This window comes from Kribbella capetownensis, assembly GCF_004331485.1.
Taxonomy (GTDB): domain Bacteria; phylum Actinomycetota; class Actinomycetes; order Propionibacteriales; family Kribbellaceae; genus Kribbella; species Kribbella capetownensis.
Map to the genome: position 1 here is coordinate 445,310 of NZ_SJKD01000003.1, position 13,826 is coordinate 459,135.

At 68.0% G+C, this 13,826-nt stretch carries 15 protein-coding genes; 6 read left to right on the plus strand and 9 right to left on the minus strand.

Going from position 1 to position 13,826, the window contains the following annotated elements; genetic code table 11:
• Positions 1-2: 2 nt before the first annotated feature.
• Genes E0H75_RS16860 through E0H75_RS44650 form a run of 3 tightly spaced genes read right to left on the minus strand, consistent with a single transcriptional unit; the run spans position 3 to position 3,423 of the window.
• Complete coding sequence (locus E0H75_RS16860) at positions 3-1,313, minus strand: M50 family metallopeptidase (protein WP_131514489.1); 1,311 nt, start codon at positions 1,311-1,313, stop codon at positions 3-5.
• The gene (gene dxr, locus E0H75_RS16865; protein ID WP_131514490.1) at positions 1,310-2,521 is read right to left on the minus strand and encodes a 1-deoxy-D-xylulose-5-phosphate reductoisomerase; all 1,212 of its coding nucleotides are present in this window, start codon (positions 2,519-2,521) and stop codon (positions 1,310-1,312) included. Before dxr ends, E0H75_RS16860 begins: the two co-directional genes overlap by 4 nt.
• 47 nt (positions 2,522-2,568) lie before the next feature.
• Positions 2,569-3,423 (minus strand): FHA domain-containing protein, encoded by an 855-nt coding sequence (locus E0H75_RS44650; RefSeq protein ID WP_165553795.1) that lies wholly within the window; start codon positions 3,421-3,423, stop codon positions 2,569-2,571.
• Between the two features lie 121 nt (positions 3,424-3,544).
• Here E0H75_RS44650 and E0H75_RS43105 point away from each other — a divergent pair, with 121 nt between their 5' ends.
• From E0H75_RS43105 to E0H75_RS16895, 5 genes are all read left to right on the plus strand, one after another.
• Positions 3,545-4,234, plus strand: a complete 690-nt coding sequence (locus E0H75_RS43105; protein ID WP_165553797.1) for a type 1 glutamine amidotransferase — start codon at positions 3,545-3,547, stop codon at positions 4,232-4,234.
• A gap of 38 nt (positions 4,235-4,272) precedes the next feature.
• Positions 4,273-4,848, plus strand: a complete 576-nt coding sequence (locus E0H75_RS16880) for a DUF1707 SHOCT-like domain-containing protein (protein WP_131514492.1) — start codon at positions 4,273-4,275, stop codon at positions 4,846-4,848.
• Complete coding sequence (locus tag E0H75_RS16885) at positions 4,845-5,330, plus strand: NUDIX domain-containing protein (RefSeq protein ID WP_202873014.1); 486 nt, start codon at positions 4,845-4,847, stop codon at positions 5,328-5,330. The genes E0H75_RS16880 and E0H75_RS16885 overlap by 4 nt, the downstream gene beginning before the upstream one ends.
• A 54-nt stretch (positions 5,331-5,384) precedes the next feature.
• Positions 5,385-6,548, plus strand: a complete 1,164-nt coding sequence (locus E0H75_RS16890; RefSeq protein WP_131514493.1) for an acyl-CoA dehydrogenase family protein — start codon at positions 5,385-5,387, stop codon at positions 6,546-6,548.
• An 83-nt stretch (positions 6,549-6,631) separates the two neighbouring features.
• A complete protein-coding gene (locus E0H75_RS16895) occupies positions 6,632-6,943 on the plus strand; it encodes a hypothetical protein (RefSeq protein ID WP_131514494.1) in 312 nt (103 codons plus the stop codon).
• 176 nt (positions 6,944-7,119) lie between these two features.
• Here the strand turns inward: E0H75_RS16895 and E0H75_RS16900 are convergent, their stop codons facing one another.
• Positions 7,120-7,611, minus strand: a complete 492-nt coding sequence (locus tag E0H75_RS16900) for a GNAT family N-acetyltransferase (protein WP_131514495.1) — start codon at positions 7,609-7,611, stop codon at positions 7,120-7,122.
• A gap of 45 nt (positions 7,612-7,656) precedes the next feature.
• On the opposite strand from E0H75_RS16900, the gene E0H75_RS16905 reads away from it, so the two are divergent.
• Positions 7,657-8,028: a nuclear transport factor 2 family protein gene (locus E0H75_RS16905; protein WP_238163068.1), complete on the plus strand. Its 372-nt coding sequence runs from the start codon at positions 7,657-7,659 to the stop codon at positions 8,026-8,028.
• Here the strand turns inward: E0H75_RS16905 and rny are convergent, their stop codons facing one another.
• The 5 genes from rny to E0H75_RS16930 all read right to left on the minus strand — a co-directional run bounded on the left by rny (position 8,029) and on the right by E0H75_RS16930 (position 13,672).
• Complete coding sequence (gene rny, locus E0H75_RS16910; protein ID WP_165553800.1) at positions 8,029-9,720, minus strand: ribonuclease Y; 1,692 nt, start codon at positions 9,718-9,720, stop codon at positions 8,029-8,031.
• Between the two features lie 567 nt (positions 9,721-10,287).
• The gene (locus tag E0H75_RS16915; RefSeq protein WP_131514497.1) at positions 10,288-10,767 is read right to left on the minus strand and encodes an antitoxin; all 480 of its coding nucleotides are present in this window, start codon (positions 10,765-10,767) and stop codon (positions 10,288-10,290) included.
• Positions 10,768-10,941: 174 nt separating this feature from the next.
• Positions 10,942-11,340: an MmcQ/YjbR family DNA-binding protein gene (locus E0H75_RS16920; RefSeq protein ID WP_131514498.1), complete on the minus strand. Its 399-nt coding sequence runs from the start codon at positions 11,338-11,340 to the stop codon at positions 10,942-10,944.
• 120 nt (positions 11,341-11,460) lie between these two features.
• Positions 11,461-12,888 carry an alkaline phosphatase family protein gene (locus E0H75_RS16925; protein ID WP_131514499.1) on the minus strand — a complete coding sequence of 476 codons (1,428 nt, stop codon included), beginning with the start codon at positions 12,886-12,888 and terminating at the stop codon, positions 11,461-11,463.
• Positions 12,889-13,177: 289 nt separating this feature from the next.
• Positions 13,178-13,672, minus strand: coding sequence for a regulatory protein RecX (locus tag E0H75_RS16930; protein ID WP_238163069.1), 495 nt, complete (start codon positions 13,670-13,672; stop codon positions 13,178-13,180).
• Positions 13,673-13,826: the final 154 nt, after the last annotated feature.

Genomic DNA, 13,826 nt, shown 5'->3' on the forward strand with positions numbered 1-13,826 from the left:
GGTCAGCCGTTGAAGAGACGGATCGGGTTGACGATGTCGGCGATGACGAGCAGGACGCCCATCACCACGATCACACTGGCCGCGACGTACGCGATCGGGAGCAGTTTGGCCACGTCGACGTACCCGGGGTCGGGCCGGCCGAACAGCTTGGCGAAGCCGCGCCGGATGCCCTCCCAGATCGCACCGATCATGTGGCCGCCGTCCAGCGGCAGCAGCGGGATGAAGTTGAACAAGGCAAGGAACAGGTTCAGCGAGGCGAGCAGCGAGATCAGGAACGCGATCCGCGAACCGGCCGTCAGCGACTGGTTGGACGCGATCTCGCCAGCCACCCGGCTGGCGCCGACGACGCTCATGGGGCTGTTCTCGTCGCGCTCGCCGCCGCCGATCGCCTTGGCCACGCCGACCAGCTTCTGCGGGAAGTTCCCGATCGCCTTCACCGTCGCCACGGTCAGCTCGCCCATCTTGCTGACCACGAACCCGAAGTCCTGCCGCTCGGTCTTCATCTCCGGCGAGACGCCGAGGAACCCGACCGAGACGATCTTGTCCGAGCCCGCCTCGTCGGGGACCTGGTTGATGATCGTGTGGGTCTGCAGCGTGGTCTGCCGGCCGTTGCGCTCGACAACGATGGTCGCGGCCTTGTCGGTGTTCGCCCGGATCAGCGGGGTCAGCTGGTCCCAGCTGGAGATCGCGGCGCCGTTGAACGCGACGATCTTGTCGCCGACCTGGAACCCGGCCTCCTTGGCCGGCGACACCTTGTCGGTGTCGACGCACTTGCGGTCGGTCGATGCCTGTGAGGCCGGGATCACACAGTCGGTGACCGTGGCCACGGTCGTCTGCGCGACGTTGGCGCCGTACAGCATGAACAGGCCGCCGAACAGCACGAACGCGATCACCACGTTGACCAGCGGCCCGGACGCCATCACGATCAGCTTCTTCCACCACACCTTCTGGTAGAACAGCCGGCCGTCGTCTTCGGGCTCGATCGTCTCGTAGTCCGCGGTCCGGGCGTTCTCGACCATCGACTGGATCGGGCCGGTGTTGGCCTTGCGCACCTTGGTCGGGTCCGCACCCTTGGCGGGCGGCATCATGCCGATGATCCGGACGAACCCGCCGGCCGGGATCAGCTTCAGGCCGTACTCCGTCTCGCCGCGCTTGGTGGACCACACGGTCCGGCCGAAGCCGACGAAGAACTGCGACACCTTCATCCCGAAGGCCTTGGCGGGCAGCATGTGGCCCATTTCGTGCAGTGCGACCGAGATCAGGATGCCGGCCGCGAACAGCACGATGCCGAGGAGAGTGAGAAGCGCGGTCATGCCTTGGTGGTCTCCTGTACGCCGGTGAGCTCACGGGCCCGGGCGCGGGCCCAGCCGTCCGCGGCGAGTACGTCGTCGATGGACAATTCCTCATACGAGGGTACGTCGTGTTCGGTCACTACCCGGGCCACGGTGTCGACGATCGCCAGGAACGGCAGCCGGCCGTCCCGGAAGGCCTGCACACAGACCTCGTTCGCCGCGTTCAGCACGGCCGGTGCGGTGCCGCCGCGGGTGCCTGCCTCACGGGCCAGTTGGACCGCCGGGAACGCCTCGTCGTCCAGCGGCTCGAACTCCCAGCTGCTCACCGTAGTCCAGTCACAGGCCGGCGCGACGTCCGGAATCCGGTCAGGCCAGCCGAGGGCGAGGGCGATCGGCAATCGCATGTCGGGCGGCGACGCCTGGACCATGGTCGCGCCGTCCACGAACTCCACCATCGAGTGCACGATCGACTGCGGGTGCACGACCACCTCGATCCGGCTCATCGGCAGCCCGTAGAGCAGGTGCGCCTCGATCACCTCGAGGCCCTTGTTGACCAGGTTGGCCGAATTGATCGTGATCACCGGGCCCATGTCCCAGGTCGGGTGGTTCATCGCCTGCTCCGGGGTGACGTCGGCCATCTCGGCCCGCGACCGGCCGCGGAACGGACCGCCGCTCGCTGTCACGACCAAACGGCGTACCTCGTCGGCTGTGCCGCCGCGCAGACACTGGGCGATCGCGCTGTGCTCGGAGTCGACCGGCACGATCTGCCCGGGTTTGACGCGGCGGGTGACCAGCGGGCCGCCGATGACCAGCGACTCCTTGTTGGCCAGCGCGAGCGTCGTACCCGCGTCGAGTGCCGTGAGCGTCGGCTGCAGCCCGACCGAGCCGGTGATGCCGTTGAGGACCACGTCACACGGCATCGCCGCGAGCTCGCTGGACGCGCCCGGGCCAGTGATGATCTTCGGGATCCGGAACTCGCCCTGCGCGTACCCCTGGCGCTTCGCCTCGGCGTAGAACGCGAGCTGCAGGTCCTGGGCGACCGTCGCCTTCGCCACCGCGACCACTTCGACGCCGAACTCCAGCGCCTGCGCGGCGAGCAGACCTACGTTGCCCCCGCCGGCCGAGAGCGCCAGCACCCGGAACCGCTCACGATTGCGCCCGATCAACTCGAGCGCCTGGGTCCCCACAGAGCCGGTAGAGCCAAGAATGACAACGGATCGCGGATTCACACCCCCATCCTCCCAGGTGACCACACAAGGTGACGAGGTGGTGGCTGCTACGAGAGGTACAGGTGGAGGGGGAAGTTGCCGAGGCGGATTTCGTCGCCGTCGCCTACGTGGATGGTGCGCACTGGTACGCCGTTGACGGTGGTGCCGTTGGTTGAGCCGAGGTCGCGGAGTTCGAAGGTGACCTGGTCGATCCGGAGCAGCTCGGCGTGGTGCCGGCTCACCTGCGGGTGGTCCAGGATCAGGTCGCAGTCCGGCGACCGGCCGATCAGCACCAGGTCGAGGATCGGCATCGCGTCACCGTCCGGACCCACGAGCACCGGCTGCCGTGGAGCGGCCAGCGCCGCCTCGATCTCCGGCATCCCCTCGGTGTGAATCGCCAGCGACAGGAGCAGGTCGTCGCCACTCGCCAGGTGCAGGTTGTGCTGAGCGCCGTACCCGAGCAGCAGGTCCTCTTCCGCATCGATCACGACAGCAGACACGTGGTAGTACCCCGGAGGCAGCCGCGCGTACGTCGCACCGCCGAGCGACGTGGTCAACACCACAGCATCGAACTCCGGGTGACTGACATCGGTGATGGTGACGACCACCGGATCGTTCGCGGTCAGGTGTGCCTGCGCACCACCGTCGCCAGGCGTGAACTCGACAGTCAACTGCGGCGCCGGCTCGGCCTGCTCCAACCCCGCCAACCGGTCCACCGCCGGGACCGTGCCGGCCGGAATGAACAGCGGCTCGTACTGGCCGTGCGCCCTGATCAGCACGTCCAGCTGCGGCTGGACGGACCGGTCACCCCCGGACGCGCGTGCCTTGCCGCGCGCCTCCAGGAACGCAGCCACCATGCCTTTGCCGAAGGTGAAGTTCACATCCCCCACCACGGCCCTCACGAACCCACTGATCGGCTCCATCCGCACACCCCCAGCAACTCAGTATCGCGGAACCACCGCTCGGTACGGCGCTGTCCGGTGTGCCGCGAGTGGCATATCTTTGGGACTTGTGTCCTCCCCCGCCACTCGCCATACGAAGACAGTGCTGATCATCGAGAACGATCCGGGCAGTGGTCCGGGCCGGCTGCTCGACTGGCTCGAGGGACGGGGGTTCTCCCCCGTCGTCATCCGCGCCTGGGACGGCGAGCCGATTCCCGAAGGTATCGACGACCATGCCGCGCTCATCCTGCTCGGCGGCGGCATGCTGCCCGACGCCGACGACGCCAAGCCGTGGCTGAAGGCCGAGCGGGAGCTGCTGCGAACCACCACCGAGCAGGACCAGGCGCCGGTCCTCGGCATTTGCCTGGGCGCCCAGCTGATCGCGCACACGTTCGGCGGTGAGGTCCGCGGCAAGTACGGACTGCCCGAGAAGGGCGTCACCGAACTGCGGCTGCTACCCGGCGCCGAGGACGACCCGTTGCTCGCGGGCCTGCCGTCGACCGTCCGCGCGATCGAGAGCCACCAGGATCAGATCACCCGGCTGCCGGCCGACGCCGTACTGCTGATGTCGAGCGAGCGCTGCCCCAACCAGATGCTGCGCATCGGCCGCAGTTGGGGCGTGCAGTTCCATCCGGAGGTCGCCGCCGAGCGGGTACGGCGCTGGAACCCGGAAACCCTGCGCTCGTGGGGATTCGTACCCGAGGAAGTCGTCGCCGGCGCCGAGGAGCACGAGGCCGAGTTGGACCAGACGTGGTCGGCTGTCTTCGGCCGGTTCCTGGATCTGGCCGACTGACGTCCGGAGGGACCGGTAGCGGCGCTACCTTTGGGGGCATGAGTCTGGAGCAGCCGTCGCCCGGGCAACGGGCGTCCGACAACGATCGTGAACGCGCCGCCGCCGTTGTCCAAGAAGCACACACCGATGGTCGGCTGGACTTCCAGGAGTTGGACGAGCGGCTGACCCAGGTTTACTCGGCCAAGACGCAACTGGAGTTGCGGACCGCGACGGCCGATCTCGTGCCGGTCGCGCACGGCAGCGCCGCCGAGCTCACGCTCCGGGCGAAGCACAGCGCGCAGAAGCGTGAAGGTGCGTGGACCGTGCCTGAGCGGATGACAGCGATCGCCGAGCACTCCTCGGTGAAGCTCGACTTCACCGACGCGCTGGTGCACTGGTCGGTGATCCATGTCGAGGCGCACGCCAAGCACAGCTCGGTCGTGATGGTGATTCCGGAGGGCTGGAGCGTCGACATGGACCAGGTCGACATGGTCCACAGCAGCGCCAAGAACAAGGCCGGCCCGCCCAGGTCCGGCGGCGTACGCCTGCACGTGACCGGCCAAGCCCGCCACGGCAGCATCGTCGTCCGTCACCCGCGCAAGCGCCACTGGTGGTGGCCCTGGTACCGGAAGTGACAGCGATCCCGTTCGAGGAGTCGTACGCCGGCATTCTGCGCAAGCACGTCGGCGCCCAGCGGATCATCACCCCCGGTCCGCGTGCGGCGATCGTCGACGCCACCGGCGCCGTACTGCTGGTACGGCGCAGCGACGACGACACCTGGGTGATGCCGGCCGGGGGCCTCGAGCTGGGTGAGTCGATCTGGGATGCGCTCGTCCGCGAGGTGCGTGAAGAGACCGGGCTGGTCGTCGAGTCGGCGACAGCGATCGCCCTGTACACGGGGCCGCAGTACTGGTTCACCAACGCGTACGGCGGGCAGCACCAGATGTTCTCGGTCATGTTTCGGGTCGACCGTTGGAGGGGGTCACTGGTCGCCGAGACCGACGAGACCCGTGACGCGCGGTTCTTCCCGCTCTCGGAGCTGCCGCCGCTTCGGCCGGTGTACCAGGAGACGCTTGCGGACCTCGACGCGTTCGACGGGACGTTGATCGTGAAGTGAGGGTGTGGCTTTCCACACCACCGCAGCGCAGTGCGGACAGGTTAGCGTTCGGGTATGACCGTTTCGCTGGATCTGGTGGATGTCGACTCGTTGCTGACCGCGGAGGAGGTCGACGTACGGGCGACCGCTCGGCGGTTTGCGGATGAGCGGTTGCGGCCGGCGTTGCCGGAGTGGTTCGAGACGGCGAGCATCCCGGCGCGCGAGCTGGCCAAGGAGCTGGGGGCGCTCGGGTTCCTCGGGATGCATCTGACCGGTTATGGGTGCGCCGGGGTCGGACCTGTCGCGTATGGACTCGCCTGCCTGGAGATCGAGGCGGCGGACTCCGGGATGCGGTCGCTCGTGTCGGTGCAGGGGTCGCTGGCCATGTACGCGATCTGGAAGTACGGCAGTGAAGAGCAGAAGAACGAGTGGCTGCCCCGGATGTCCGCGGGCGAGGCGATCGGGTGCTTCGGCCTGACCGAGCCCGACTTCGGCTCCAACCCGGCCGGCATGCGCACGAACGCCCGCCGCGACGGCGACGACTGGGTACTGAACGGCTCCAAGATGTGGATCACGAACGGCTCCGTGGCCGACGTCGCGGTGGTGTGGGCCCGGACCGACGACGGCGTACGCGGCTTCGTCGTACCAACCGCGACATCTGGCTTCTCCGCACCGGAGATCAAGCAGAAGATGTCACTGCGCGCCTCGGTGACGTCGGAACTGGTACTGGACGACGTACGGCTGCCGGCGTCGGCAATGTTGCCCGAGGCACGCGGTCTGTCCGGGCCGCTCGGCTGCCTGAACGAGGCCCGCTTCGGCATCATCTTCGGCGCGATGGGCGCGGCCCGCGACTGCCTGGAGACGACGATCGCGTACGCCGGCGAGCGGATCGTGTTCGACAAACCACTGGCGGCGTACCAACTGACCCAGGCCAAGCTCGCCGACATGGCGGTCGAGCTGAACAAGGGCATTCTGCTCGCCGTCCACCTCGGCCGGCTCAAGGAGAAGGGCACACTGCGCCCGGAGCAGGTCAGCGTCGGCAAGCTCAACAACGTCCGCGAGGCGATCGCGATCGCGCGCGAGTGCCGGACGATTCTGGCCGCGAACGGCATCAGCGGCGACTACCCGATCATGCGGCACGCGAACAACCTCGAGTCCGTCCTCACCTACGAGGGCACTTCGGAGGTTCATCAGCTCGTCATCGGCCAGGCGCTGACCGGTCACTCCGCCTTCCGCTGACGCATGGTCGAGCGCTGATCGGGTACCAGGAGTGAGATCAGCTACTCAACGTGACCACTTCGGGAGGTCAGGAAGGAGCCGGTATGAGGATCGGGGCCGGAATCGCGCTCATCGCAGCGGGAGCCATCATCGCGTTCGCCGTGCGGGACACGTCCGACACTCTGAACCTCACCGCCCTGGGGATCATCATCATGCTCGGTGGCGCCGCCGGGATCTGGCTGTCGTACCGACTGGCCAATCGGCGCCACGGACACGATGAGGTCGTGGTGATCGACCCGGAAGTCGAGAAGCAGTACAACACCACCCCGCCCGACCGGGTCGCCGAGCATCCCATCGACGTCACTCCGACGCATTTGCGCGACGACTCGGCGAACCACCGCGGCACCCGCAACTGATCCACTGCCACAGATAACCTCCCCGCCGTGACAGCGCGGTGGGGCCGATACGCTCGTTCAACCGTACGATCATCGACGCCGCTGACGGTGCGGACCATGACAGCGTCCCTCGCCACGGAGAACCGGGCGGTGGCGGCCAACGCGCTGTACCGCGCCGGCCGCCGGCATCGCCTGACTCAGAGAGCCTTCAAGAAGTAGTCACATTCGTCGGCGTGGGTGCGGACCACTGTGCCGTCGGCCGCTTGCTCGGTCCACTCGTCGACGACGGGTGGACCGGACCACGGCCGATAGTCCAGGCGCTCGTAGAGCCGGCGGGCGTCGGGGTTGTCGGCGCCAACGGCCAGGCCGATGGCGGGCTTGTTCCACTCCCCCGCGATCTCCTCGGCGACGCGGATGATCGCCGTACCGATGCCTTGGTTGTAGACGACAGCGCTCAGGGCGTTGATCTCGGCCGGATCCGCGTCGGCGCGGACCTCGGCGTACTTCGATTCCCGCAGCAGCATCGTCTGGCCGACGATCTCCCCGTCGCGGTGGGCCAGCAGGAACAGCCCGTCGCCGCCTTCCTGGATGGCCCAGCGGGCGCGGAGGTGATGCTGCGCGGCCGGATGCTCGGCGACGCCGGCGATCAGTTGTTCGACATCGGCGGGGGTCGCGGGTCTGATGTCCATTCGCAGACTTTAAGACTGATTGAAGGGCCGTCGCGACCGTAAATCATGGACCGGAATCGTGAGTTGCTGGAGCGGTTGTGGCCGACCGACGACCAGTTGGCGCTGTCGGCGGAGGCCGAACACGAGCTGCGCGCCGAGGACTACGTGCTGGAAATGCCGCAGTCCGGCGAGCGCATCGTCGGGCGGGACCGGATGCGGGCGATGCAGCAGGAATACCCTGCGCCACCGTCGATCCAGATCCTGCGCATCACCGGCGCGGGCGACCATTTCGTCGTACTGGGCCGCTCGGACTACAGCGGTGACATCTACTACGTCGCGAACATCGTCGAGTTCAAGGACGGGCGGATCGCGCGGGAGACCCGGATCTACGGGTCGCCGTTCGATCCGCCGGAGTGGCGGGCGAAGTACGCCGAGTGACTACTTGGCGACCTCGGTGGCGCGGGACTCGCGGACGACCGTGACCCGGATCTGGCCGGGGTAGGTCAGCTCCTCCTCGACCTGCTTGGCGATGTCGCGCGCCATCACCTGCGCGGCGATGTCGTCGACCGCGTCCGGCAGCACCATCACGCGGATCTCCCGGCCGGCCTGCATCGCGAACACCTTCTCGACACCGTCGTGGTGCATCGCGATCTCCTCCAGCCGTTCGAGCCGCTGCACGTACGCCTCCAGCGATTCGCGCCGCGCACCCGGCCGGCCGCCACTGACGGCGTCCGCGGCCTGGGTCAGGACGGCCTCGACGGTCCGTACCTCGACCTCGTTGTGGTGCGCCTCGATGCAGTGCACGACGTCGTCGTTCTCGCCGTATTTGCGGGCCAGCTCCGCACCCACGATCGCGTGACTGCCCTCGGACTCGTGCGTCAGCGCCTTGCCGATGTCGTGCAGGAACGCGCCACGCTTGCACAGCTTGGGATCCAGCCCGAGTTCGGCCGCCATCATGCCGGCGATATGCGCCGATTCGATCAGGTGCTTGAGCACGTTCTGCCCGTACGACGTGCGGTAGCGCAGCAGGCCCATCGTCCGGATCAGCTCCGGGTGCAGATCGGTGATGCCGACCTCCGCCATCGCGTCCTCGGCCGCACGCTCGCACAGCTCGGCGACCTCGCCGCGGCTGCGTTCGTAAATCTCCTCGATCCGGCTCGGGTGGATCCGGCCGTCCAGCACCAGCGAATCCAGGGTCAGCCGCGCGGTCTCCCGGCGTACCGGATCGAAGCAGGACAGCAGCACGGCTTCGGGGGTGTCGTCGATGATCAGGTTGACGCCGGTGGTCTGCTCGAACGACCGGATGTTGCGGCCCTCGCGGCCGATGATCCGGCCCTTCATGTCGTCGCTCGGCAGGTGCACCACGGAGACGACCGACTCGCTGGTCTGCTCGGATGCCAGCCGCTGCACCGCGCCGGTGATGATCTTGCGCGCCTTCGTCTCGCCCTCGTCCAGGGCCTGCCGCTCGATCTCGCGGACGATCGAGTGCGCGTGCCGCTTGGCCTCTACCTCGATCGACGCGACCAGCTCCGCCTTCGCCTGCTCGGAGCTGAGGTTCGCGACGCCTTCGAGGATCCGGCGGCGCTCCTCCTCGAGGTTCCTGATCTCGGTCTTGCGCTGGTCAAGCTCCGCGAGTTGCGCGGTCAGCTCGGTCTGGCGTTCCTCGATCGAACGGTGCTGCTCGTCGAGCCGCTCCTCACGCTCGGTCAGCCGGTGGTCGCGGCGCTCCATCTCCAGGCGCTGCTCCCGCAGGTCGTCCCGGATCGACTGCGCCTCGGTCTCGGCATCCCGGCGTACGTCGGACGCGCGGTGCTCGGCCTCACGCCGTACCTCGGACGCGCGGTCCTCCGCGGCGCGGCGGATCTCCTCGGCGCGTTTCTCGGCCGTCTCCGCACGGGTCCGCAGTACGGCGGACTCCTCCTCGGCCTGGCGGCGTACCAGCTCAGCGGCGGACTTGGCGCCGGCGGCGATGGTGGCTGCCTCGAGCTGGGCGTTGGCGGCGGCCGCGGTGTTGTCGGCGGCCTTGCGGCGGGAGAGCGTGAAGCCGATCCAGGCCAGCAGGCCCGCGATCAGCAGTCCGATCAGGGTCAGCCCGACTGACGTCGCTGTCGGCATGGCCGCGAGTGACATCGGCTTCTCCCCTCGTCGAGTCACGCACCGGGCGGGACTGTGGCGTCGGTCGAAGGGATCCGCCTACGGTCGAGGAGACGGTACGGCTGAACGCACCACCGGGGTTTCCGGGGTGCGCGGTCCGTCCGTTGTGACGGTACTGCTCACTGACGGTGCCGGTCGTGACCGCTGCCGTCGCCGTTTCCGGGTGTGCGTCACCCAGGAACAGACTTCGGGCCGCTGTCACCGCCGGATCCGTCCGCCGCGGTGCCGTCCAATCGACGGCGTACGAGTCGCCGTCGTCATCCTTCAGCTCGGTCGAGCGTGGTTTCGTGTTTTCTCCGGCCGGTCAGCCGGTGATCAACCGACCCGCCGGTGCTATGTCCGCCACCGTCAGGTGGAGTGATCCCTTACTGATTCCGAGGCTAGGCGCGCCCCACCACCCGGTCAAGAAGGACACTCACACCCCACCCGCCCAAACCACACCTCCAACTGGTCTATTCCACATCCACGGCTAGAGCACAGGTAGCAGCCGTCCTCGGTGAGAGGACGACTGCTGGGTGGATTGGGTCAGGGGCGGGGGCCGGGCTAGGGCCGGGGGCCGGGGAGGTCGGTAGAGTCTTGGCCGGTGACCGTGCTGCCGGGTTGGGTGCCTTCGGGGGTTGAGCCGGCTGAGCTGGTGGGCTCGGTGGACGGGTCTGGTGCGTCGCCGCCGACTACGCCACCGTCGGCTGCTTCCTCGGTCGACTCGGCCGCATCACGAGCCGCCTCGGTGGTGTCGCTGCCCGCTTGGGTGGTGTCGCGGGGAGGCTCGGGGGCTTCGCCGGTGGTCGCGGGGTCGACACCGCCGCCGGGCGACGGGACTCCGCCTGCCTCGCCTTCGGGAGCCTGGCCGTCGACGTAGTCGCCGACCTTCTTCTGCATGGCGTCGACCTTCTCCGCGTATTTCCCGCCGGTCTGCTTGTCGATCAGGTCGCCGGCCTTGTCCACACCGGCTTTGATCTTGTCCGGGTTCTGCTTGACGACGTTCCGGAGCCAGTTCTTCGCCTGTTCCTGGAAATCGCTCATTGCACCCTCCGCGGTGTCAGGGGCGGATCGACGAAAATCCCCAGCGTACGGGCCGGACCAAACACCGGCCCCACTCCGGATAACACACCGTCACACCGCACCCGTCAACGCCCCTCGCCGCCCACACCCCCGCAGATTCCGCCCTTCACTCTCCGTCCGCACCGCCTCCGGCGGCTAAGTCTTGCTCTTGCCGAGGTGCGCTTTCGCCACCGCCGCGGGTGCGTAGACCAGCCAACCGTCGAGGAGCGCCTCGCCCAGAACGGACTCCGGGACCTCGTCCAACTGGAGCAGTACGGCGGCATAACCATTGAAATGCGGGATCGTGAAGAATCCGTCGGCCGATCGAGCCGCGAGCACCGCTTCCTTCTCGCCGAGATCCTCCACCCGGACCGCGAGAATCGGTCCGTCCGGCGGGGATTCATCGCCGAAGCGGCGCAGATCCGCCTTGCTGAAAGGCCGTTCCCAGGCGTACGCCTTGCCTCCGACAGCCCAGGTGCGATTGCCGTACTTCGTCGTCTCCACGGTCTCGGGCAATGCCGCGACCAGCCGCTCCACGTCCTTCAGGGTCGCCATGACCCTCAAGCTACAGCGTCGTTCAGGCGTCTACCGCACGATCGCGTACACCGCACGACGGCGTAGACAGCACGATGGCGTGACCAGGCGATGGGGCGATCGCCTGGGCACGCCGGTTCGTCAGAGCCGGTGGCGGGAGCCGCGTTCCTGGTGCGGAACCACCTGCGCGGCACCGGGGAATGTCGGAGCCGGGAACTGCGCGGTCTCGTAGGTGGCCAGGTTCAGCCGGGAACCCGTCTCCGGGAGGAGCGGGGGCTTCGCGGCGTGGTCCTGCCGGAAGACGGAGGTGAGGTCACCGAAGGTCTTGCGACGCCACTGGCTGATGTTGGCCTCGCGTACGCCGGTGAGCTTCTCCAGGAACTGCAACACCGAGGTGTGGTCGAACTTCTGGCTGGTCACCCAGCCACCCGCGGTCCACGGCGACACGATGATGCACGGCACCCGGAACCCGCCGCCGATGGGCAGATCGAGGGCGTACTCGTCCGGGGTACCGGCCGGAGCAGTCGGCGGTACGACGTGGTCGAACAGGCCGTCGTTCTCGTCGTAGTTGAGGATGAAGACGGTCTTCTTCCACACATCCGGGTTGGCGGCGATCGCGGCGATCTTCGAGGCCACGAAGTCGGCGCCGGCGGCCGGCATCTCCTTCGGGTGCTCCGAAACGCCACCGGCCGTCATCAGCCAGGACACCGTCGGCAGCTGGTCGTGCAGAGCGTCGTACTCGAACTGGCCGAGCGACGAGACCTTCATGCCCTTCTCGTACAGCGGCGTACCGGGCGCGGCGTCCTGGAACTGCTGGAAGTGCGGCAGCATGTTGTAGCTGTTCAGGCCGACCTGGTCCTGGTACACCTTCCAGCCAACGCCCGCAGCCTCGAGACGTTCGGCGTACGTCGTCCAGCGGTACGCACCGTTCGGCAGGGAGTTCGAGGTGATCGGACCACCGAGTGTGCCGCCCGGGTCGACCATGCCGGTCTGCCAGTACAGGCGGTTCGGCCAGGTCGGGCCCTGCACCGAGCAGTGGTACTGGTCGCAGATCGTGAAGGCGTCGGCGAGCGCGTACTGGAACGGGATGTCGTCACGGGTGTAGTAGCCCATCACGTACGGCCCGTTGGCCTTGTCCGCGGCGCGGTGCGCGGGCAGCCAGTTGTCCATCTTGCCGCCGTTCCACGCCTGGTGCTGGACCGAGTACGCGTGGCTGGTGGACGGAATGGCCTGCGAGTTGGTCGAGTGGGTGTCGAGGTGGAACGGCAGCAGGTAGCCGTCCGGGTTCTCCGCGTCGGGCTGGTGGAACACGTTGCGTCCGGTGGACAGCTTGATCGCCTGCGGGTCGTCGAACCCGGCTACCCCGGACAGCGTGCCGAAGTAGTGGTCGAAGCTGCGGTTCTCCTGCATCAGCATCACGACGTGCTTGATGTCGCGGAGCCGGGCCGGCCGGGGAGGCGGGGTGGCCAGAGCCTTCTGCACGCTCGCGGGCATCAGGGCTGCTGCGGCACCAAGGCTGGCGGTCGCAGCGGCGCCGCTCAGGAAGCGGCGGCGGGTGAAGTCGGACATTGGGCGGAACCTCTCGAAGGTAGGCGGTGATTCCGTCAACGACCTTCCGCCTCGAAGATGGCCATGACCCGGCGCATGCTCCAACGCTGCGGAACTAGTTTCCGAGCACAACCTTTTGCGGAGATGAACTGCCCAACCACACGCCGACCCCACCCGCGCGCCCCACCTCACAGTGGTAGTGCTCTTCCCGCCTCACGGCGGCAGACGCCCGTCCCGACTCACGGTGGCGAGGGCGCGTTCGACCTCGCGGTGGCAGCAGAGGGTTGGGACTGGCCGAGGTGCGGTGGGGTCAGTCGGGTTCCAGGCCGGAGGGGTCCAGGAGTGGGAGTTCCTCGTGGCTGGCTGCGAGCTCTTGTTTGATGACTGTCATCGCGAGGCCGCCGGGGTAGCCCTTGCGGGCCAGCATTCCGAGCAGGCGGCGCATGGCGACCTGGCGGTCGAGCGAACGCATCGACGGAAGCTTGCGCCGAACCAGCGCCCGCGCGGTTTCTTCCTCCTGGTCGGGATCCAGTTCGTCCAGCGCGTCGCGCGCCAACTGATCGTCCACACCCCGACGACGGAGCTCCTGAGCCAGAGCTCGTTTGCCGAGCCCGCGACCGCGGTGCCGAGACTCAACCCACGCGTTCGCGAAGGCCGCGTCGTCGATCAAACCGACCTCGGTAAACCGATCCAGCACCTCCTCCGCGACGTCCTCCGGAATCTCCCGCTCGGCCAGCAGATCCGCCAACTCAGCCCGAGTCCGCGGCTGCCCGCTCAGCTTGTCCAGCAGAATCGTCCGAGCCACCGACTGCGGATCCTCCACCCCATCCAACGCGGGATCGCCCGGCCCGTCAGGCTCACCCCCCGACCGCCGACTCCCCCGCCGCCCCCCACCAAAACTCCGCCGAGCCGCCGTCCTCCGCCCGCGACTCCCAGTCCCGCCAGAAGACTCCCCCGAC